The 20,062-nt window shown below is 72.4% G+C and carries 16 protein-coding genes; 5 read left to right on the forward strand and 11 right to left on the reverse strand.

The annotated features are described in order from the left end of the window. Positions 1–204 precede the first annotated feature (204 nt). From J7W19_RS10540 to folC, 11 genes are all read right to left on the reverse strand, one after another. Entirely contained in the window at positions 205–975 is a 771-nt protein-coding gene (locus tag J7W19_RS10540; RefSeq protein WP_004950916.1) for a TIGR03936 family radical SAM-associated protein, read from the reverse strand. A gap of 250 nt (positions 976–1,225) precedes the next feature. Then, entirely contained in the window at positions 1,226–3,154 is a 1,929-nt protein-coding gene (locus J7W19_RS10545) for a TIGR03960 family B12-binding radical SAM protein (RefSeq protein WP_004950914.1), read from the reverse strand. Between the two features lie 96 nt (positions 3,155–3,250). After that, the gene (locus tag J7W19_RS10550; RefSeq protein WP_004950912.1) at positions 3,251–4,786 is read right to left on the reverse strand and encodes a CYTH and CHAD domain-containing protein; all 1,536 of its coding nucleotides are present in this window, start codon (positions 4,784–4,786) and stop codon (positions 3,251–3,253) included. A gap of 108 nt (positions 4,787–4,894) precedes the next feature. Beyond that, entirely contained in the window at positions 4,895–6,094 is a 1,200-nt protein-coding gene (rodA, locus tag J7W19_RS10555; RefSeq protein ID WP_004950910.1) for a rod shape-determining protein RodA, read from the reverse strand. Positions 6,095–6,122: 28 nt separating this feature from the next. Continuing rightward, a complete protein-coding gene (mrdA, locus tag J7W19_RS10560) occupies positions 6,123–8,267 on the reverse strand; it encodes a penicillin-binding protein 2 (RefSeq protein ID WP_004950908.1) in 2,145 nt (714 codons plus the stop codon). Positions 8,268–8,310: 43 nt separating this feature from the next. Beyond that, on the reverse strand, positions 8,311–8,994 hold the full coding sequence (mreD, locus tag J7W19_RS10565) for a rod shape-determining protein MreD (RefSeq protein ID WP_040891624.1): 684 nt from the start codon (positions 8,992–8,994) through the stop codon (positions 8,311–8,313). Positions 8,995–9,004: 10 nt separating this feature from the next. Beyond that, the gene (gene mreC, locus J7W19_RS10570) at positions 9,005–9,937 is read right to left on the reverse strand and encodes a rod shape-determining protein MreC (protein WP_040891622.1); all 933 of its coding nucleotides are present in this window, start codon (positions 9,935–9,937) and stop codon (positions 9,005–9,007) included. Positions 9,938–10,063: 126 nt separating this feature from the next. Further along, on the reverse strand, positions 10,064–11,083 hold the full coding sequence (locus J7W19_RS10575) for a rod shape-determining protein (RefSeq protein ID WP_004950903.1): 1,020 nt from the start codon (positions 11,081–11,083) through the stop codon (positions 10,064–10,066). 283 nt (positions 11,084–11,366) lie between these two features. Next, a complete protein-coding gene (gene ndk, locus J7W19_RS10580) occupies positions 11,367–11,780 on the reverse strand; it encodes a nucleoside-diphosphate kinase (protein ID WP_004950901.1) in 414 nt (137 codons plus the stop codon). A gap of 108 nt (positions 11,781–11,888) precedes the next feature. Continuing rightward, positions 11,889–12,230: a DUF4233 domain-containing protein gene (locus J7W19_RS10585; protein WP_004950899.1), complete on the reverse strand. Its 342-nt coding sequence runs from the start codon at positions 12,228–12,230 to the stop codon at positions 11,889–11,891. A 2-nt stretch (positions 12,231–12,232) separates the two neighbouring features. Then, complete coding sequence (gene folC, locus J7W19_RS10590; RefSeq protein ID WP_004950897.1) at positions 12,233–13,783, reverse strand: bifunctional tetrahydrofolate synthase/dihydrofolate synthase; 1,551 nt, start codon at positions 13,781–13,783, stop codon at positions 12,233–12,235. Between the two features lie 162 nt (positions 13,784–13,945). On the opposite strand from folC, the gene J7W19_RS10595 reads away from it, so the two are divergent. The 5 genes from J7W19_RS10595 (at position 13,946) to J7W19_RS10615 (ending at position 20,028) form a co-directional block, all read left to right on the forward strand. Then, complete coding sequence (locus J7W19_RS10595; protein ID WP_004950895.1) at positions 13,946–15,103, forward strand: PAS domain-containing sensor histidine kinase; 1,158 nt, start codon at positions 13,946–13,948, stop codon at positions 15,101–15,103. Continuing rightward, the gene (locus tag J7W19_RS10600) at positions 15,100–15,780 is read left to right on the forward strand and encodes a response regulator transcription factor (RefSeq protein ID WP_004950894.1); all 681 of its coding nucleotides are present in this window, start codon (positions 15,100–15,102) and stop codon (positions 15,778–15,780) included. Before J7W19_RS10595 ends, J7W19_RS10600 begins: the two co-directional genes overlap by 4 nt. Before the next feature lie 368 nt (positions 15,781–16,148). Next, positions 16,149–17,270, forward strand: a complete 1,122-nt coding sequence (wecB, locus tag J7W19_RS10605; protein ID WP_004950892.1) for a non-hydrolyzing UDP-N-acetylglucosamine 2-epimerase — start codon at positions 16,149–16,151, stop codon at positions 17,268–17,270. A gap of 57 nt (positions 17,271–17,327) precedes the next feature. Further along, on the forward strand, positions 17,328–18,692 hold the full coding sequence (locus J7W19_RS10610) for a glycosyltransferase family 2 protein (RefSeq protein WP_004950891.1): 1,365 nt from the start codon (positions 17,328–17,330) through the stop codon (positions 18,690–18,692). A gap of 169 nt (positions 18,693–18,861) precedes the next feature. Then, the gene (locus tag J7W19_RS10615; RefSeq protein ID WP_040891620.1) at positions 18,862–20,028 is read left to right on the forward strand and encodes a hypothetical protein; all 1,167 of its coding nucleotides are present in this window, start codon (positions 18,862–18,864) and stop codon (positions 20,026–20,028) included. Positions 20,029–20,062 lie beyond the last annotated feature (34 nt).

Consider the following 20,062-nt stretch of genomic DNA (forward strand, 5'->3'; position numbering starts at 1 on the left):
GTCACGCTCCCGGGCGCCGCGCCGGATTCCGGCCCGCCGGCCCGCGTGATGTGCGCGGTACCGCCGTCCGGGGCGCGGTCGCCGCACGGGAGCTGTCGTCTCGCTCGCCGGGTCCGATCTGCGGCACCGGCGAAAGTCTCCTGGTCAATGCGCCGTACCGGACCGGGGAGGCTCCCTGGTGCACCGGCGGCGCGCGACGCGTCCTTACGCTGGTCCGCCCGCCGCCGTCGCCGCGCCGGCGGCCGGTGATGAAACGGCCGTGGCAGCGTCGCGATCGGGCGCGAGCGGATCGGTCACCGTTCCGGTCTCATCGTCGAGCGGCCCCTGCGCCAGCCTGGTCACCGCAGCGGGGACCGGCGGCGCCAGGTCGGCCGTGGCGCGGAGCCCGGACAGGACGTCGTCGGGTCGAACGGCGGGTGTCGAATGCCGAACAACCAGCCGCAGTATCGCACAGGCACCGGTACCGGGCCTATCGGCCGGAGCGGCCACGGCCTCGAGTCGGCACACGGCACCCCGCGCGTCGAAGGTGCGCATCCCGTTCTTGGTGCGGCGCGCGACCTCCACGGTCTCCGCCGCGAGGAACGCCGCCACGGCCCGTTCGGCGTCGGCGACCTCCACCCCGTCCAGCCGCAGCTCCCAGAGGGAGCCCTCCAGCCGGTCGGCGAAGGAGGACGTCCGTGCCTCCACCGCGTCGACGATGTCGAGCCCGGCGGGCAGCGACTCGTCGAGCAGCTCCCTCAGCAGCGCGGGGTCGCGCGCCTCGGCGAGCTGGATCTCCAGGTACTCGGCCTCACTGCCCGTGCCGGTGGGTGCGGCATTGGCGTACGACACCTTGGGGTGCGGCGTGAAGCCGGCCGAATACGCCATGGGCACCTCGGCCCGGCGCAGCGCCCGCTCGAAGGCGCGCTGGAAGTCACGGTGGCTGGTGAACCGGAGGCGGCCGCGCTTGGTGTAGCGGAGGCGGATGCGCTGCACCGCGGGTGCGGGCGGCGGGCCTTCGGGCTGTCGCTTGCCCAGTGGTCTGTCCTTCGTGAGAGCGGTCGTACTGCTACCTAGAGTACGTGCTACAGGGGCCCCGCAAACCCGCCAGGGCCCCTTCTCGTACTCACGTCCTATTTCAGCGACGCTCAAACGAGACGTCTTCCCCGAACTCGCCCGTTGACGCCGTCGGCCCCGTCCGAGCTGGACGGGGCCGACGGGGCGAGAAGCACTACCGAGGGAAGTCCTACTGATTGACGACCGAGAGCGGCAGCAGCTTCTTGCCCGTCGGACCGATCTGAATGCTGGTGTCCATCTGCGGGCACACGCCGCAGTCGAAGCACGGCGTCCAGCGGCAGTCGTCGACCTCGGTCTCGTCGAGGGCGTCCTGCCAGTCCTCCCAGAGCCAGTCCTTGTCGAGGCCGGAGTCCAGGTGGTCCCAGGGCAGGACCTCCTCGTAGGTGCGCTCGCGGGTGGTGTACCAGTCGACGTCGACGCCCTGCGGGGGCAGGGTCTCCTCGGCGCACTTCATCCACTGGTCGTAGCTGAAGTGCTCGCGCCAGCCGTCGAAGCGGCCGCCGGACTCGTAGACCGCGCGGATGACCGCGCCGACGCGGCGGTCGCCGCGCGAGAGCAGGCCCTCGACGATGCCGGGCTTGCCGTCGTGGTAGCGGAAACCGATCGAGCGGCCGTACTTCTTGTCACCGCGGATCTTGTCGCGCAGCTTCTCCAGGCGGGCGTCGGTCTCCTCGGCGGAGAGCTGCGGCGCCCACTGGAACGGGGTGTGCGGCTTGGGCACGAAGCCGCCGATGGACACCGTGCAGCGGATGTCGTTGGAGCCGGAGACCTCGCGGCCCTTGGCGATGACGTTGACCGCCATGTCGCCGATCTGCAGGACGTCCTCGTCGGTCTCCGTCGGCAGGCCGCACATGAAGTACAGCTTCACCTGGCGCCAGCCGTTGCCGTACGCGGTGGCGACGGTCCGGATCAGGTCCTCTTCCGAGACCATCTTGTTGATGACCTTGCGCATGCGCTCGGAGCCGCCCTCGGGGGCGAAGGTCAGACCGGAGCGGCGGCCGTTGCGGGTCAGCTCGTTGGCGAGGTCGACGTTGAACGCGTCCACGCGGGTCGACGGCAGCGAGAGGCCGATCTTGTCCTCTTCGTAGCGGTCGGCGAGGCCCTTGGCGATGTCGCCGATCTCCGTGTGGTCGGCGGAGGACAGCGACAGCAGGCCGACCTCCTCGAAGCCGGTCGCCTTCAGACCCTTGTCGACCATCTCGCCGATGCCCGTGATCGAGCGCTCCCGCACCGGGCGGGTGATCATGCCCGCCTGGCAGAAGCGGCAGCCGCGGGTGCAGCCGCGGAAGATCTCGACGGACATCCGCTCGTGCACCGTCTCCGCCAGCGGGACCAGCGGCTGCTTGGGGTACGGCCACTCGTCGAGGTCCATGACGGTGTGCTTGGACACGCGCCACGGCACGCCGGAGCGGTTGGGGACGACGCGGGCGATCCGGCCGTCGGGCAGGTACTCGACGTCGTAGAACCGCGGAACGTAGACGCCGCCGGTCTTCGCCAGGCGGAACAGCACCTCGTCGCGTCCGCCCGGCCGGCCCTCCGCCTTCCAGGCCCGGACGATCTCCGTCATCTCCAGGACGGCCTGCTCGCCGTCGCCGATGACCGCGCAGTCGATGAAGTCGGCGATCGGCTCCGGGTTGAACGCCGCGTGCCCGCCCGCGACGACGATCGGGTCGTCCAGCGTGCGCTCGCTCGCGTCCAGCGGGATGCCCGCCAGGTCCAGCGCGGTGAGCATGTTGGTGTAGCCGAGCTCGGTGGAGAAGCTGAGGCCGAAGAGGTCGAACTCCTTGACCGGCCGGTGGGCGTCCACCGTGAACTGCGGCACGCCGTGCTCGCGCATCAGCGCTTCCAGGTCGGGCCAGACGCTGTAGGTGCGCTCGGCGAGGACGCCCTCGCGCTCGTTGAGGACCTCGTACAGGATCATGACGCCCTGGTTGGGCAGCCCGACCTCGTAGGCGTCGGGGTACATGAGCGCCCAGCGGACGTCACACTCGTCCCAGTTCTTGACGGTGGAGTTGAGCTCTCCGCCGACGTACTGGATGGGCTTCTGGACGTGCGGGAGAAGCGCTTCCAGGCGCGGGAAGACCGACTCGACAGGCATCACGATGTCTCTCATGAGCGGGCAGGGGTGACCCTCAAGAGTAACGTGCCCGGCGGGACCGCGGCCCGGACCGGCCGTCACGCTCCGTGGCCGGGGCTACGGCGTCGCCTTCGCGGCCTCCTCCCACACCCCTGCCAGCTGCCGCTCCCCCTCCGCCGCCCGTGCCTCCTCGCGCCCGTACAGCAGCCCGTAGGTGAAGGTCGCCTCCCCCGCCACCGCGGCCTGGGTGCTGATCTGACGCAGGACGTTCCGGGTGAGGACGCTGTCCTGGTGGTCGCCGAGGACGGTCTGGACGGCCTTGAGCCGTTTGGCGAGGCGCTTGGCGTCCTTGCCGAGTGCCGGAGCCGCCGCCTCCGCCGCGTAGCGGGCCCGCTTGGCGGCCTTGCGGGCCTCGTGGAGGGCCGCGTCGCGGGCCGGGCCCGGGTCGGTGGCGAGGGCGTGCGCGATCCGCGCCGCGAGCCGCTCGTGGTCCCGGCGCACCGCCTTGACCAGGGCCTTCTCCGAGGCTTCGGCGGCGCCCTGGCGCAGCGGCGGGTCGGTGACGAGGGCGTCGAGCCGGCCCAGCAGGGCCAGGTGGCGCTCGCTGTCGAGGGCGTCGGTGACCCGGCGGCGGGTCTCGGCGCGGCTGCGGTTCGACCAGATGCGCAGGCGGGCGCGGACCGGGCCGCGGACGAGGGGGCGCGGGAGGTCGTCCAGGTGGTGCCGGAGGCGTTCCACGACCACCTCGCGGTCGCGGTCCGCCCCCAACTCGACGGCGAGCCAGCGGAGTTCGGTTCCCAGTGGGCCGGTGACGCGGGGGTCGAGGAGTCTGCCGTAGGTGCGGAGGGCGCTGCGCAGCCGCCGGGTGGCGACGCGCATCTGGTGGACGGCGTCCTCGGTGCCGAGCCGGGCGCCGGGATCGAGGGCGACGACGGCCTCGGCCTGCTCGCGGAGGTGGGCGAGGACGACGCGGGCGGCGTCGCCCGCGGCGGGTGCCTCCCCGCCTTCTTCGGCGGGGTCATCTCCGCCGAGCTGGTCTCCGGCGAGGGCCCGCGCGAGTTTGCTGCCGGAGCGCGACGGGCGCAACCCGGCCTCGCGCAGGCGCGGTTCGAGGACGTCGAAGAGGCCGGGGTCGGCGCCGGGGCCGAGTTCCACCTCGATCTCGGTCCAGGCGGCCATCGCCCCGGGGTCCTCCCCCGCCGGCCGTCCGGCGCTGACGGAGTCGGTGCTGACCTCGGCGAGGAGGCTGCCGCGCGCGTCGAGGAGGTGCCGGACGTCGCGGCGGGAGACGACGCGCGCCAGCGGGGCGAGCGGGGCGCCCCGGGTGCGGGCTCGGACGAGGGCGGCGAGCCGGCGCGGGATGACGTCCGTGAGCGGGGCGCGCACCTCGTCGCGCACCCCGGGGGCGACGGGCAGCTTGAGGTGCCATCCGGCGTCGCCCCCGGTACGGCGGCGCAGGGTGATGCCGGCGGCGAGGAGGCGGCGGTCGGCGGTGTCGTAGTAGACGGCGTCGAGGACGTCCGTCCCCCGGTCGACGACGCGGGCGACGGGTCCGGCCCCGCCGAGGTCGGGCAGCCGTACCGGGGACGTTCCGTCGTCGGCCTCGTACTTCCGCTCGATCTCCCGCGCTGTCGCGCTCCGGACCCGGTCCATGCCGTCGAATCTAGTCGCCGGACGCGCCCGGCGGCAGGCCGATCTCGGACACCGCGGGGCCAGGGCCCCGGACCCGGCACGGCCGCCGCCCCGCCGGGCACCCCCGGCCTAGGCCGACGCCAACGGCCGCTGCACCTTGATCGACTGGAGGAGACCGACGGCGATCCAGGCGGCGAACATCGACGAGCCGCCGTACGAGACGAACGGCAGCGGCAGCCCGGTCACGGGCATGATCCCCAGGGTCATGCCGATGTTCTCGAAGGACTGGAAGGCGAACCAGGCGATGATCCCCGCGGCCACGACCGTCCCGTACAGCTCGGTCGTCTCACGGGCGATGCGGCAGGCGCGCCAGAGGATGACGCCGATCAGGAAGATGATCGTGCCCGCCCCGACGAAGCCCAGCTCCTCGCCCGCGACGGTGAAGATGAAGTCCGTCTGCTGCTCGGGAACGAACTGCCCGGTGGTCTGGGAGCCGTGGAAGAGGCCGGAACCGGTGAGGCCGCCGGAACCGATGGCGATCCGGGCCTGCTTGGTGTTGTAGCCGACGCCGGCCGGGTCGAAGGCGGGGTTGGCGAACGCGGCGAAGCGGTTGATCTGGTACTCGTCCAGTATCCCGAGCTGCCAGATCAGTACGCAGCCGAGCACGCCCGCCCCCAGCAGCCCGGCGATCCACCGGTTGGACGCGCCGGAGGCCAGCAGCACGGCGAGCACGATGACGACGAGGACCATCACCGAGCCCAGGTCGGGCATCAGCAGGATGACGAGGATGGGCACGGCGGCGATGCCGAGCGCCTGCAGGACGGTGCGGTGGTCGGGGTGCGGCCGGTCGCCGGCGTCCACGGCCTGGGCCAGCAGCATGGCCATGCCCAGGGTGATGGTGATCTTCGTGAACTCGGAGGGCTGGATGGAGAACCCGCCGCCGAGCTGGATCCACGACCGGGCGCCGTTGATCGTCGCGCCCAGCGGGGTGAGCACGGAGAGGCAGCCGAGCACGGAGACCACGTAGAGCACGGGGACCGCGCCGCGCAGCGTCCGGTGGCCGGCCCAGACGGCGCCGGCGGCGAGGGCGAGCCCTATGCCGATGTTGAGGAGGTTGCGCAGCAGGAAGTAGTAGGGGTCGCCGTGGGTCAGCTCGGTGCGGCCGCGGGTGGCGGAGTAGACGAGCAGGGTGCTGAAGCCGGACAGGACGAGCGCGGCGAGGAGCATCACCCAGTCGAGGCGGCGGACCACGGAGTCGCGGTCGGTGAGCCGGGCCCAGGCTGAGCGCTGCGGGGCGAAGCGGCGGATGCGGAAGCCGTCGGCGCTCATACCGCTCATGTCGTACCGCTCATGTCGCTCACTCTTCCTGCTTCTCTTCCTTGCGGGCGGGCTCGGACGGCGGCGGGTCGATGTGCGCGGCGACGATGCTGCCGTCCTTGTCGATCTTCGGCAGACCGGCCTCGGGCCGGGGCAGCAGCGCCTTCTTGGCGTCGATCTTCCCCTGTTCGTCCACCCCGTACAGGGCGTTGTAGATCTTCCGGACGGCCGGTCCCGAGGCGCCGGAGCCGGTGCCGCCCTGGGAGATCGTCATGACGATGGTGAAGTCCTTGGTGTACGTGGCGAACCAGGACGTCGTCTGCTTGCCGGCGACCTCGGCGGTGCCGGTCTTGGCGTGCATCGGGATCTCCTTCTGCGGCCAGCCCTGGAAGCGCCAGGCGGCGCTGCCCTGGGTGGCGACGCCGGCCAGCGCGGCGTCGAGCTGGTCGCGGGTCTTCCCGTCGAAGGGCAGCTTCCCGTGCGCCTTCGGCCGGATCTCGCGGATCCGCTTGCCGTCGGGGCTGATGATCGCCTTGCCGACGGTGGGGTCGTGGAGGGTGCCGCCGTTGCTGATGGCCGCGTAGATGGTGGCCATCTGGATGGGGGTGACGAGGGTGTCGCCCTGTCCGATGGAGTAGTTGACGGAGTCGCCGGCGCGCATGCGGGCGAACGACTCGCAGTTCTCCTTGGCGATCTCGGCCGCGTAGTCGCCCTTCCCGGCCCCCCGGCCCTGCTTGCACCAGGCGTCCTTGTTGGCCTCCCAGTACCGCTTCTTCCAGTCGCGGTCCGGGACCCGGCCGCGGACCTCGTTGGGCAGGTCGATGCCGGTGGGCTTGCCGAGGCCGAACTCGTGGGCGGTCCGGTAGAACCAGTCCTTGGGGTGCTTGGGGTTGTTGCCGCCGTCCTTCTGCCACTGCCGGTAGGCCAGGTCGTAGAAGACGGTGTCGCAGGAGACCTCCAGCGCCCGGCCGAGGTCGATCGGGCCGTACCCCTTGGACTCGAAGTTCTTGAAGACCTGGTGACCGATGTTGTACGAGCTCGAGCAGTTGTATTTGTCGGTGAACGGATAGCCCGCGTTGACGGCCGCCGTGGCGGAGATGACCTTGAACACCGAGCCGGGCGCGGACTGGCCCTGGATGGCCCGGTTGAGCAGCGGGTAGTCGGAGTCCTTGCCGGTCAGGGCCTGGTAGTCCTTGGCGGAGATGCCGCCCACCCAGGCGTTGGGGTCGTAGGTGGGGTTGGAGGCCATGGCCACCACCCGGCCGGTCTTGGACTCCATGACGACGACGGCGCCCGCGTCGGCCTTGTAGGTGGTGCCGGTGTTGCGGTCCATCTCCTGCCGGGCGTCCTTCATCGCCTGGTCGAGCTCGCGTTCCGCTATGGCCTGCACGCGTGCGTCGATGCTGGTGACGACGTTGGAGCCGGGCTCGGCCCGGTCGCTTCTGGCCTTGCCGATGACGCGGCCGAGGTTGTCGACCTCGTACCGGGTGACGCCGGCCCGGCCGCGCAGCTCCGCGTCGTACTGCCGCTCCAGCCCGTTGCGGCCGATCTCGTCGGAGCGCATCAGCGGGGTGCGGGAGTCCTTCGCCTGGGTGATCTCGTCGTCGGTCACCGGCGACAGATAACCCAGCACCTGCGCGGTGTTGGAGCCGCCGGGGCCGGGGTAGCGGCGGACGGCCATCGGCTCGGCGGTGATGCCGGGGAAGTCCTCGGCGCGCTCGCGGATCTGCAGGGCCTGCTGGGTGGTGGCCTCGTCGGTGATCGGGATCGGCTGGTAGGGCGAGCCGGCCCAGCAGGGCTTGGGCGTCTTGGCGTCGCACAGCCGCACCTTGGCCGCCACGTCCTCCGGCTTCAGGCCGAGCACCCCGGCGAGCCGGGTGAGGACGCCCTTGCCCTTGTCCCGCATCTTCATCAGGTCGGTGCGGTCGGCCGAGACGACCAGCCGCGTCTGGTTGTCGGCGAGCGGGATGCCGCGCGCGTCCAGGATCGAGCCGCGGGTCGCGGGCACGATGACCTGCTGGATGTGGTTGCTGGCCGCCTCGGCGGTGTACTCGTCGCCGTTGCGGATCTGCAGGTACCAGAGGCGTCCGCCCAGCGTGAGCAGGAGCGAGACGACGAGGATCTGGATGACCACCAGCCGGATGGTGATCCGGGAGGTCCGGCCGGTCTCGGGGATGTTGCTCACCGGGCGGCTCCCGGGACCGAGGGGCGCGCGATCGGTTGGACTGTCACAGGTGCTTGCCGCCCTTCCACTTGCTCCGCGTCCCCCGGGTCCCCCGTGACAGCCGCGTTCTGCGGACCTGCAGGCCGCCGAGCCCCTTGCCGCGCCCGCGCCCGCCGAGACCGGACAGCCGGCCGTACGCGCCCTCGCCGGCCGCGACGGCGGTGGCGCCCTCGGCGGTGAGCGGGTCGTTCTCGGCCCGCCTCGCCAGCGCCATGATCAGCGGCACGGTGAACGGCGCCAGCAGCAGGTCGTAGAGGGCGGCGGTGAGCAGCAGCCCGGTGAGGCCGACGTGCCGGGCGGCGGTGTCCCCGACCAGGGCGCCCACCCCCGCGTACAGCAGGGTGGAGACGACGGCCGCGCCGAGGACGACGAGCAGCGGCACGGTGGCCGAGCGCAGCCGCCCGGTCTCCGGCCGGGCGAGCCCGACCAGGTAGCCGACGACGCACAGCACCAGCGCGTAGCGGCCGGTCGCGTGGTCGGCGGGCGGGGCGAGGTCGGCGAGCAGGCCCGCGCCGAAGCCGACCAGGGCGCCGCCGGTGTGCCCGTAGACCAGGCCGAGGGCGACGACGACGAGGAGCAGCAGGTCGGGGACGGCGCCGGGCAGGTGGAGCCGGGCGAAGACGCTCACCTGGAGGACGAGGGCCACCACCACCAGCGCGGTCGAGAGCAGGATCCGGTTCAGGCGCATGGGCATGGGGTCAGTCCCTGGGTTCGGCGCTCGGCGTCGGGGTGGCCGTGACGGTCACCGTGGGCGTGGGCTTGGGGGCCTCGGGCTTGGGCGGCAGCACGCTGTCGCGCGGGTCGGCCTTGGGCGGTTCGACGACGACGCCGACCAGGTCGAGCTTGCTGAAGCCGACGAAGGGCCGCACCTGGAGGGTGCGGGTGAGCCGGCCGCCGGAGGGCTCGACGCGGACGACCTCGCCGACCGGGACGCCGGGGACGAAGGGCTTGTCCTTGCTGGAGCCGAAGGTGACCAGGCGGTCGCCGGGCCGGACGGCGGCCTTGCCGTTGAGCAGCTCCACGCGCAGGCTGCTGTCCCCCTGCCCGCCCGCGAAACCGATCTCGCCGCTCTTCTCCAGCCGGGTGCCGACGGTGAACTTGGGGTCGGTGACCAGGAGGACGGTCGAGGTGGACGGGCCGACGGTGGTGACGCGGCCGACGAGCCCGTCCCCGTTGAGGACGGTCATGTCGCGCTTGACGCCGTCGTTGCTGCCGAGGTCGATGGTGACGGTCCAGGAGAAGCCCTGGGCCGCTCCTATGGCGATGACCTGGGCGCCCTTGATGCCGTACTGGCCGCGTCCGGCGGTGCCGAGCATCTTGTCGAGCTCGCGGACCCGGGCGTTGTTGCGGTCGTCGCTGCCGAGCCGCTGCTTGAGGGCGGTGTTCTCGCGCTCCAGCCGGGTGATCCGGTCGCTGCGGTCGCCCGAGTCGCGGACGGCGGCGACCGCGTCGGCGACCGGGTCGACGATCCCCGCGACGCCCTTCTCCACCGGCCCGAAGGCGGTGGCGGCGGCGCGCCGGGCGCCGTCGAGCGGGGACCGGTCGCCGCCCCGGATATCGACCGTGATCAGCGCGAACGCGACGGCGATCAGCAGCACCAACAGCAGCCGGCTCTCTCGTGTGTCCCTCACGTGCGGCGGCATGCCCTTCTCGTCGGGTCTCCTCTGACCGGCGGGCCGGGTGGACGCCGGTCACCGGCAGCAGCGTTCTGCCTGTATATCAGGTTGTTTCCGCCGGGCGGCGGTGCCGGTGGCGGGTCACCTGCGGGGCTGCGCGTCCAGCACCTGCTGGAGGGCCTCGAACTCCTCCACGCACTTGCCGGAGCCGAGGGCGACGGAGTCCAGCGGGTCCTCGGCGATGTGGATCGGCATGCCGGTCTCGCGGCGCAGCCGCTCGTCGAGGCCGCGCAGCAGGGCGCCGCCGCCGGTGAGCACGATGCCGCGGTCCATGACGTCGCCGGAGAGCTCGGGCGGGCACTTGTCGAGGGTCGTCTTGACCGCGTCGACGATGGAGTTGACCGGCTCCTCGATGGCCTTGCGGACCTCGGCGGCGGAGATCACGACCGTCTTGGGCAGCCCGCTGACCAGGTCCCGGCCGCGGATCTCGGTGTGCTCGTCCTGCTCCAGGTCGTAGGCCGACCCGATGGTGATCTTGATCTGTTCTGCGGTGCGCTCGCCCAGCAGGAGGCTGTACTCCTTCTTGATGTGCTGGATGATCGCGTTGTCCAGCTCGTCGCCCGCGACGCGGATGGACTGGGCGGTGACGATGCCGCCGAGGGAGATCACGGCGACCTCGGTGGTGCCGCCGCCGATGTCGACGACCATGTTGCCGGTGGCCTCGTGGACCGGGAGGCCCGAGCCGATCGCGGCGGCCATGGGCTCCTCGATGATGTGCACCTGGCGGGCGCCGGCCTGGGTGCTGGCCTCGATCACCGCGCGCCGCTCGACACCGGTGATGCCGGAGGGGACGCAGACGACCACGCGGGGGCGGGCCATCCAGCGGCGCTTGTGGATTTTGAGGATGAAGTAGCGGAGCATCCGCTCGGTGATCTCGAAGTCGGCGATGACGCCGTCCTTCAGGGGGCGGACCGCCACGATGTTGCCGGGCGTCCGCCCGATCATCTTCTTCGCCTCGGCGCCGACCGCGAGGATGCCGCCCGTGTTCGTATTGATGGCGACGACGGACGGTTCGTTGAGGACGATCCCGCGGCCTCTGACGTACACCAGCGTGTTGGCGGTCCCGAGGTCGACAGCCATGTCACGGCCGATGAACGACATGTTGTTCCCCATGAGGATACGTCTGGCCTTCCCAGCTGGAGCGATTGCTTACTTGAGGTCGGCAGGTGGTGCGCTGCGGGGCGCGGAAGCTCTCATCGTAGTCTCGCCGACGGAAAGCGACGCGACAGCTGCTCCGCCATTGTCGGCGGAACGCGAGCCCGCCCCGGTAATGGTGACGTCGTGTCGGAGTGAGAGGTTCCCCCGATCGCCACGCATATGTCAGAGGGCGACCGAAAAGAAATCGGTCGCCCCTGATCAGAATGGGAGCCGGCCTGATCCGGTATCAGCCGTGGTCGGGAAAGAAAATCTTGATTTCCCGCTCCGCGGACTCCACCGAGTCCGAGGCATGGATGAGGTTCTCGCGCGTGATGGTGCCGAAGTCACCACGGATGGAACCCGGGGCGGCCGAAATCGGGTCGGTCGGGCCCGCCAGCGCCCGGACGCCCTCGATCACGCGCTCGCCCTCGACGACCATGGCGACGACCGGACCGGACGACATGAACGCCATCAGCGGCTCGTAGAAGTCGCGGCCGACGTGCTCGGCGTAGTGCTGTTCGAGGACGGCACGGTCCAGGGTGCGCAGCTCCAGCGCGCTGATCGTCCAGTTCGCCTTCCGCTCGATGCGGGCGATGATCTCGCCCACGAGCTTGCGGGCGACCGCGTCGGGCTTGAGGAGGACGAGGGTGCGCTGGCTCATACTGCGGCTCCTTGCGGATGATCGTGTGTGTGGGGCCAGAGGGTACAGGGGCGCCGGGGGCCGGCCGTCACCCGGTACGGGCCGGGCGCCCCGCGCGGGCGCGCGCCGCTACGACGCCTCGGCCTCCGCCGCGAACCGCGCCTTCGCCGCGTCGATCTTCCGGCCGAAGTGCACCGACGCCCACCACAGGGCGCCGAAGATCACTCCCAGGGCGAACATCAGCGGCACCACGAAACCACTCGCGACCAGCCCGATCTGGAGCAGCCAGCCGAGCTGCACCCCGCCGGGACGGGTGATCATCCCGCACAGCACCACGCTGAGCAGCATCGCCGTCCCACTGACCGCCCAGACCGTCCCGGTGGACAGATCCTCGTCCTTCATGGCCACCAGCCCGGCGAAGCCGATGATGAAGAATTCACCGATCAGGGTGCTCGCGCACAGCGTCCGCATGGTCAGTCCCTTCCGCGCAGCAGCAGGCGGGCGTCGCCCACCGTGAAGACCGAGCCGGTCACCAGGACGCCGGCGCCGGCGTACTCGCCCTCCTCCTCGGCGAGGGTGATCGCCGCCTCCAGGGCGTCGTCCAGCCGCGGCTCCACCTGGACCCGCTCCTCGCCGAAGACCTCGACGGCGAGCGCGGCCAGCTCGTCGACGTCCATCGTGCGGTCGGTGGAGTTGCGGGTGACGACGATCTCGGCGAAGACCGGCTCGAACGCCTCCAGCACCCCGCGCACGTCCTTGTCCGCGCTGGTGGCCACGACGCCGACCAGCCGGCTGAAGCCGAACGCCTCGGTGACCGCCTCGGCCGCCGCCCGGGCGCCCGCCGGGTTGTGGGCGGCGTCCAGGACGACCGTGGGGCTGCGGCGGACGACCTCCAGCCGGCCCGGCGAGGTGACGGAGGCGAAGGCGCGGCGGACCACGTCGAGGTCCAGGGTGCGGGCGTGCTGCGAGCCGATGCCGAAGAACGCCTCGACCGCCGCCAGCGCCACGGCGGCGTTGTGCGCCTGGTGGGCGCCGTACAGCGGGAGGAAGACCTCGGGGTACTCGCCGCCGAGGCCGCGCAGGGTGAGGAGCTGGCCGCCGACCGCGACCTCGCGGGCGACGACGCCGAACTCCATGCCCTCGCGGGCGACCGTGGCGTCCACCTCGACGGCGCGCTTGAGCAGCGCCTGCGCGGCGTCCACCGGCTGCTGGGCGAGGACGACGGTGGCGTCCTGCTTGATGATCCCGGCCTTCTCCAGGGCGATCTCCCCGGGCGTCGAGCCGAGCCGGTCGGTGTGGTCGAGGCTTATCGGCGTGACCACGGCGACCGTGCCGTCCACGACGTTGGTCGCGTCCCAGGTACCGCCCATGCCGACCTCGACCACCGCGACGTCCACCGGGGCGTCGGCGAAGGCGGCGAAGGCCATGCCGGTGAGTACCTCGAAGAACGAGAGGCGGAATTCCTCGCGCTCGTCGACCATCCGCACATAGGGCTCGATGTCCCGGTACGTCTCGACGAACCGCTCGGCGCTGATCGGCGCGCCGTCCAGGCTGATCCGCTCCAGGTACGTCTGCACGTGCGGGCTGGTGTAACGGCCGGTGCGCAGGTCGAAGGCGCTCAGCAGGGCCTCGATCATGCGGGCGGTGCTGGTCTTGCCGTTGGTGCCGGTGATGTGGATGGACGGGTACGCGTGCTGGGGCTGGCCCAGGACGTCCATCAGCTTCCGGATGCGCTCCAGCGACGGGTCGAGCTTGGTCTCCCCCCAGCGGCCCGCCAGCTCGGCCTCCACCTCGCGCAGCGCCCGCTCGACCTCGGGGTCAACGGGGCGGGCGGGGATGCCGTCGCCCTGCGGCGGTCCGGCCTGGGCGCGCAGGGTGCGGCTGCCGGCCTCGATCACCGCCAGGTCGGGGTCACGGGTGGTCTCGGTGTCGACGATCTCGTCGAAACGGTCGGCACCGTCGGGGCCGCCGGATCTCTTGTCGCCGAGGTCGTCGTGGTCGTCGTTCTGGGGGCGCTCGCTCACGCCGCCCAGTCTACGGAGCCGGGGCGGCGCTCCGGGGCAGGGGCCGGGGGGCGGGTGGCGCTGCGGGAGCGTTATGTTCCGCTTTGCCCTACGGTTTTAGTGCGGATTTCGTTTGATTGCGGAGGGATTCGCCGGAGACGTCCGTGGGAGCGGGTGAGAGAGATGGCCTCCGAGGACCGCGACGAGGACCGCGACCTGCTCCAGGCCGTCCTGGAGGCCCTGCCCGCCGGCGCCCTGCTGCAGAGCCCCGCCGACGAGATCCTGGCCGTCAACCGCCGCTTCGCCCGCATGTTCGACCTGGAAGGGCGGGTGGACCTCTCCCGCGGCGCCCCGATGCGCCCGGTCGTCCCCCTCGTCCGTGCCCGTTTCGCCCCCGGCTACACCGCCCCCGGCAGCCCCGGCGAGATCCTGGCCCGCCGGCCCGTCCACCGGGAGGCCGAGATCCCGCTCGCCGACGGGCGCGTCGTCCGCCGCGAGGTGGAACCCCTGCGCCACGGCGGCACCTACCTCGGCGCCCTGTGGTTCTTCACCGACATCACCGACCGCAAACGCCGCGAGCACGACCTGGAACGGGACAACGTCGCCCTCACCGAGCTGGCCCGGCAGCGCAACGCCTTCACCGCCGCCGCCTCCCACGAGCTGCGCACCCCGCTCACCACCGTCATCAGCTTCGGCGAACTCCTCGTCGACCCGGCGTTCGGCACCCTCACCGACCAGCAGCGGGCCTTCGTGGACGCCATCCGCCGCAACGGCGAGCGGATGCAGCGCGTCATCGCCGACCTGCTGTTCACCACCCGGATGCGGGCCACCGGACCCGAGCTGGAGTTCGGCCGGGTGGACGTGCCGGACATGCTGCGCGACGCCGTCCTGGAGTCCCTCTGCGTCCCGGCCGGCGCCCCCGGCCCGGTCTTCACCGTCCTGCGCTGCTCCCCGGGGCCGCCCCTGCGCGGCGACCGCCACCGGCTCCAGCACGTCCTGGGGAACCTGCTGGAGAACGCCGCCAAGTTCACCCCGCCCGACGGCCGGATCACCGTCACCGCCGCCCCGCGCGGCGAGCACTGGGAGATCGAGGTCGCCGACACCGGCATCGGCATACCCGAGGCCGCCCGCGAGGAGATCTTCACCGGCTTCGTCCGCGCCGCCAACGCCCGCTCCGGCGGCTACCCCGGCACCGGCCTCGGCCTGGCCATCGGCCGCACCCTCGTCGAACTGCACGGCGGCACGCTGACCGCGGGCGGTACGGAGGGCGAGGGCGCGGTCTTCCGCGTCCTGCTGCCGGTGGCAGGCCCCCCGGGGGCGGCCGAGGAGGACGTCCCATGACCCGCATCCTCGTCGTCGAGGACGACGCCGACCTGGCCCTCGCCCTGCGCGTCCTGCTGGAACGCGCCGGTCACACCGTGATCCCCGCCGACGACGGCCGCGAGGCGCTGCGGCTCCTCTTCGCCGAGCGCCCCGCCCTGGTGATCCTCGACATCGGGCTCCCCGAGCTCGACGGCTGGGAGGTCCTGGAACGCACCCGCGACCTCAGCGACCTCCCCGTCCTCCTGCTCACCGCACGCGGCGCCGAGACCGACCGCGTACGCGGCCTGCGCTCCGGCGCCGACGACTACCTGCCCAAGCCCTTCGGCAACGAGGAGCTCCTCGCCCGCGTCGAGGCCCTGCTCCGCCGCGCCGCCCCCGCCCGCTGGGCCGGCGAGTCCTTCGACGACGGCCTCCGCCTCGTCCCCGAGCGCCGCTCCGCCGTCTGGCAGGGCCAGGAGGCCCGCCTCAGCGACATCGAGTACCGACTCCTCCAGATCCTCGTCCGCAACCGCGGCCGCGTCATCACCACCGAGCAGCTCCTCGACCGCGTCTGGGACGACCACGCCGCCACCGGCCGCGAACGCGTCAAATTCGCCGTCCTCCGCCTGCGCCGCAAGCTGCGGCAGGCGGCGGGGGACGAGGCGGCGGATCCGGTGGAGGCGGTACGGGGGCTGGGGTACCGGTACCGGACGTAGTCCGGGGGGTGTGCCCCGGTCCCGCCCCTTCGCCGCTTCCTGGGGCTGCGCCCCAGACCCCGTGATCGCGGCTTCGCCGCTCGTCCTCAAACGCCGGACAGGCTGAAAATCAGCCTGTCCGACGTTTGAGGACAGCGCGCGCAGCGCACTTCGGGGGTGCGGGGGCTCGCCCCCGCAAGAAACTGGGGGCACCTCCCAGCGGTAGCTGGGGGAGAAAGGGCGGGACCGGGGCACACCCCCACCCGGGACGAAAGTCCCGATCCGAACCCGCAACCGTCGAGCAACCGGCGCTCATCCGGGGCAGCAACCCAAGACCCGCAACCTCGTCGCTGTCCGCACCCCAGACAGCGACAGGAAGCCCCGTGACCATGACCCTGCCCACCCGCAGCATCGCCATAGTCCTCGGCACCCGCCCCGAACTCGTCAAGCTCACGGACCTCGTCCGCCTCCTCGGCCCCGCCGCCCACCTGATCCACACCGGTCAGCACTACGACGAGGACCTTTCGGGCCGCTTCCTGACGGAACTGGGCCTCCCGGAGCCCACCCTCCTCACCGGCGTCGGCGGCAAGCCCCGCGCCGTGCAGATCTCCGCCGCCCTGGAGCAGCTCGACGAGCTGTTCACCGCCGAGCCGCCGCTCGCCGTCGTCGTCCAGGGCGACACCAACGCCGCCCTGGCCGGCGCGCTGGCCGCCAACGCCCGGGGCATCCCGCTGGTGCACGTCGAGGCCGGCCTGCGCAGCCACGACCGGAACATGCCCGAGGAGCACAACCGCGTCCTCATCGACCGCGTCGCTGACGTGCTCTGCGCGGCCACCGAGGACAACCGCGCCAACCTCCTCGCCGAGGGCCTGGAGGACGCCCGGATCGCCGTCACCGGCAACACCGTCGTCGAGGCCGTCCGCAACCAGCTCCCCTCCGCCGCCGAGCGCGCCGCGCTGCTGGACGCGCGAGGGCTGACCGCCGACGGCTACGTCCTCGCCACCGCGCACCGCCCGGAGAACACCGACGACCCGGCCGCCCTGCGCGCGATCCTCACCGAGCTCGCCGCGCTGGTCGCCGACGACCGCCCGGTCCTGCTGCCGCTGCACCCCCGTACCCGCGCCCGGATCGAGGCGGCCGGCCTCGCCGCCCTCCTCGCGCCGCTGACGGTGACCGCGCCGCTCGGCTACTCCGAGTTCCTGGCCCTGGCCCGGCACGCGGCCCTGCTCGTGTCCGACTCCGGCGGCATCCAGGAGGAGTGCACGGTCCTCGGCCGTCCGCTGGTGGTCGTCCGGCGCTCCACGGAGCGGCCGGAGGCGATGACCGACTTCGCGGAGCTCGTCGCCCCGGGCCCGGCGATCGGCGCCGCCGCGCGCCGGCGGCTCGCCGAGGGCCCGGAGGGCCTGGCCCGCCTGGCCGCGCTGCCCAGCCCGTTCGGCGACGGCCTCGCCTCGGAGCGGATCACGGCCCTGCTGGCCGGCATCGCCACACCGGTGCGCCTGGCGGCGTAAGGGCGGCAGCCCCAGCCCGGACCGACCGCCCGCTCCCCCGCCCCACCAGGACTCCTCGTGTTCCAGAGCCCCTTCTTCCTCATATTCCCCTTCTTCCTCCTCGCCTGCTTCCTCCTCTACTGGGCCGGCGCCCGCCACGCCTACACGCGGCGCCCGATCGCCGAGCACGGCGACCCCGCCGCCTTCGACTGGCACTTCTTCGTCCCCTGCCGGGACGAGGAGGCCGTCGTCGCGACGACCGTCGGCCGGCTGCGCGCCGACCACCCCCGCGCGCACGTCTGGGTCATCGACGACGACAGCGACGACCGCACCGGCGCGATCGTCGCCGAACTCGCCGAGCGCGACCGCCGCGTCCACCTGGTGCGCCGGCACCGCCCGGAGGCCCGGCAGGGCAAGGGCGCGGCGCTCAACGCCGCGTACGACGAGCTGAACCAGTTCCTCTCCCGGGACACCGACCGCGAGCGGGTCGTCGTCTGCGTCGTCGACGCCGACGGGCAGCTGGACCCCAACGCGCTGAACGTCGTCAGCGGCCCGCAGGGCTTCGGCGACCCGGAGACCGGCGGCGTCCAGGTCAGCGTCCGGATGCGGAACACCGGGGACGAGCGCCCGCTGCCCGACCGCGGCCGGGCGCGGAACGCCTTCGCGCGGCTGCTGGTGCGCATGCAGGACATGGAGTTCTCCGTCTCCAACGCCGGCATGCAGCTGCTCCGGGCCCGCACCGGCTCCGTCGGCCTGGGCGGCAACGGGCAGTTCACCCGCCTCGCCTCGCTCGACCGGATAGCCGCGGCCGAGCGGCGGCCCTGGAAGCGCGGCGCCCTGCTGGAGGACTACGAGCTGGGCCTGCACATGATCCTCACCGGTGACCGGATCAACCACATCACCGACACCTGGGTCTCCCAGGAGGGGCTGCCGCACGGCCGCCGGTTCCTCACCCAGCGCACCCGCTGGGCGCAGGGCAACCTCCAGTGCGTCCGCTACGCGCCGCGCATCATCTCCTCGCGCCACTACGGCGGCCGGGGCGTCCTGGAGACCCTCTACACCTTCCTCCAGCCCGTCGCCCACCTGGTGACGCTCGCGCTGTGCGCCGTCATGTTCGCGCTGCTGGGCCTGACCGCCGCCGAGGACGGCGCCGGGGCGGCGTTCGGCGGCATGCTGGCGCTGTGGCCGCTGGTCCTCGCGCTGGCCGTCGTCTCGGTGCTGCCGTTCGTGCTGTGGGGCCCGGTCTACCGCCGCGACCGCGCCGACGACCGCTCGCTGCTCACCGCCCTGCTGTGGGGCCTGGCCCTGTGGCTGTACGCCTACCACCTCTTCCCGGCGTCGGCCCGCGGCTTCCTGCGGATGCTGCGCGGCCGCAACGGCTGGGCCAAGACCCGCCGCAACGCCGAGGCTACGGACTCCGGCCCGGTCGCCATCGAGGTCTGAGTCGGGACCACGCTCGGAACAAAGTGTTCCGCTGCTCACATCCGCCGCCCGGAGAGCAACCTCCGGGCGGCTTCCGCCATCTGACCGCCGGTGACAGTTGTGCCCGGACCCGACGGTGGCCGGGTGGCGGAACGGGAGCGTTGTGCGGATACCGGAACTCAGCACGCGGATGCACTTGCTGCTGCTCACCGCGTGGGCCGCGCTCTGGTTCGTGGTCGTGGAACCGAGCGGCGGCTTCTCCTGGCACTACCTGCGCACGGGCGGCGAGCTGATCTACCACGGCTCGTCGGGCGACGGCGGCCTCAACCTCTACGCCCGCCACCCCGAACTCCAGATGGGGCCCATCAGCTTCCTGGTGGCCGGGCTGTTCAACCCCTTCCCCGCCGAGGTCGGGCAGGTGCTCGCCGAGGCGTTCATGTCGGTGCTCGGCCTGGTGGTCCTGGTGCTCACCGGGCGCAGCGCCGCCCGGCACTTCCTGGGCACCGGCACCAACCACCAGCGGCTGCGGCGGCGCGTCCTCATCGCCGGACTGGCCTTCATCCCGATGTGGATCGAGGTCTCGGTCCGCTTCGCCCATCTCGACGACGTGCTGGCGCTGTTCTTCACCGCCCTGGCCGTCCGCTCCATGACGCGCTGCGACGCGGCGGCCACCGGCATCTGGATGGCCCTCGCCCTGGACTCCAAGCCCACCGCGCTGGCCTTCCTCCCGCTGCTGCTGGCGCTGCCGAAGGAACGCTGGCTGCGGGCCGGGCTCTGGTGCGCCGGTCTCGTCGCCGTCGCCTGGGTGCCGTTCTTCCTCGTCGACACGCACTCCTTCGCCGCCGCCGAGTTCACCATCCCCAACAACCCGGCGTCCGCGCTGCGCTGGCTGGGCGCCAACGACCCCGAGACCCCGAGCTGGGCCCGCCCGGCCCAGGCCGCCCTCGGCCTCTTCCTCGGCACGGTCGCCGTCTGGCGCGGCCGCTGGGCGGCGGTCGTCCTGCTGGGCGCCAACGCGCGCATCGTCCTCGACCCGAGCGTCTACACGTACTACACGGCGTCCGTGCTGCTCGGCACGCTCCTGTGGGACGTGTGCGGGCAGCGGCGGCTGGTGCCGCTGTGGAGCTGGCTGGCGCTGGTCGCCTTGTACGGGAGCGTGTTCGTCGTCCACGACGATGCGGCGCGGGGCTTGATCCGGTTGGCGTTCGTCGTCGTCTCGACGGCGTACGTCCTGTTCGCACCGGTGCGCGACCGGCGCCAGCGGGTCCGTGACCGCGCGGAGTTGCACGACGAGCCCGTCGACGGGCCGTGGGGGCCGATGTGGGACCCGGGACGCTCGCGACCGTGGTCGCGGTGAGGGTGCCCCGGTCCCGCCCTTTCTCCGTTTCTTG

The organism is Streptomyces mobaraensis NBRC 13819 = DSM 40847 (assembly GCF_017916255.1).
Taxonomy (GTDB): Bacteria; Actinomycetota; Actinomycetes; order Streptomycetales; family Streptomycetaceae; genus Streptomyces; species Streptomyces mobaraensis.

Bases quoted from the DNA above. Each gene is read 5' to 3' on its own strand.
- J7W19_RS10545 (WP_004950914.1), bottom strand. From the start codon at position 3,154: ATGCCTGTCGAGTCGGTCTTCCCGCGCCTGGAAGCGCTTCTCCCGCAC.
- J7W19_RS10550 (WP_004950912.1), bottom strand. From the start codon at position 4,786: ATGGACCGGGTCCGGAGCGCGACAGCGCGGGAGATCGAGCGGAAGTAC.
- rodA (WP_004950910.1), bottom strand. From the start codon at position 6,094: ATGAGCGCCGACGGCTTCCGCATCCGCCGCTTCGCCCCGCAGCGCTCA.
- mreD (WP_040891624.1), bottom strand. From the start codon at position 8,994: ATGCGCCTGAACCGGATCCTGCTCTCGACCGCGCTGGTGGTGGTGGCC.
- J7W19_RS10575 (WP_004950903.1), bottom strand. From the start codon at position 11,083: ATGTCGTTCATCGGCCGTGACATGGCTGTCGACCTCGGGACCGCCAAC.
- ndk (WP_004950901.1), bottom strand. From the start codon at position 11,780: ATGAGCCAGCGCACCCTCGTCCTCCTCAAGCCCGACGCGGTCGCCCGC.
- J7W19_RS10585 (WP_004950899.1), bottom strand. From the start codon at position 12,230: ATGCGGACGCTGTGCGCGAGCACCCTGATCGGTGAATTCTTCATCATC.
- J7W19_RS10595 (WP_004950895.1), top strand. From the start codon at position 13,946: ATGGCCTCCGAGGACCGCGACGAGGACCGCGACCTGCTCCAGGCCGTC.
- J7W19_RS10600 (WP_004950894.1), top strand. From the start codon at position 15,100: ATGACCCGCATCCTCGTCGTCGAGGACGACGCCGACCTGGCCCTCGCC.
- wecB (WP_004950892.1), top strand. From the start codon at position 16,149: ATGACCCTGCCCACCCGCAGCATCGCCATAGTCCTCGGCACCCGCCCC.
- J7W19_RS10615 (WP_040891620.1), top strand. From the start codon at position 18,862: ATGCACTTGCTGCTGCTCACCGCGTGGGCCGCGCTCTGGTTCGTGGTC.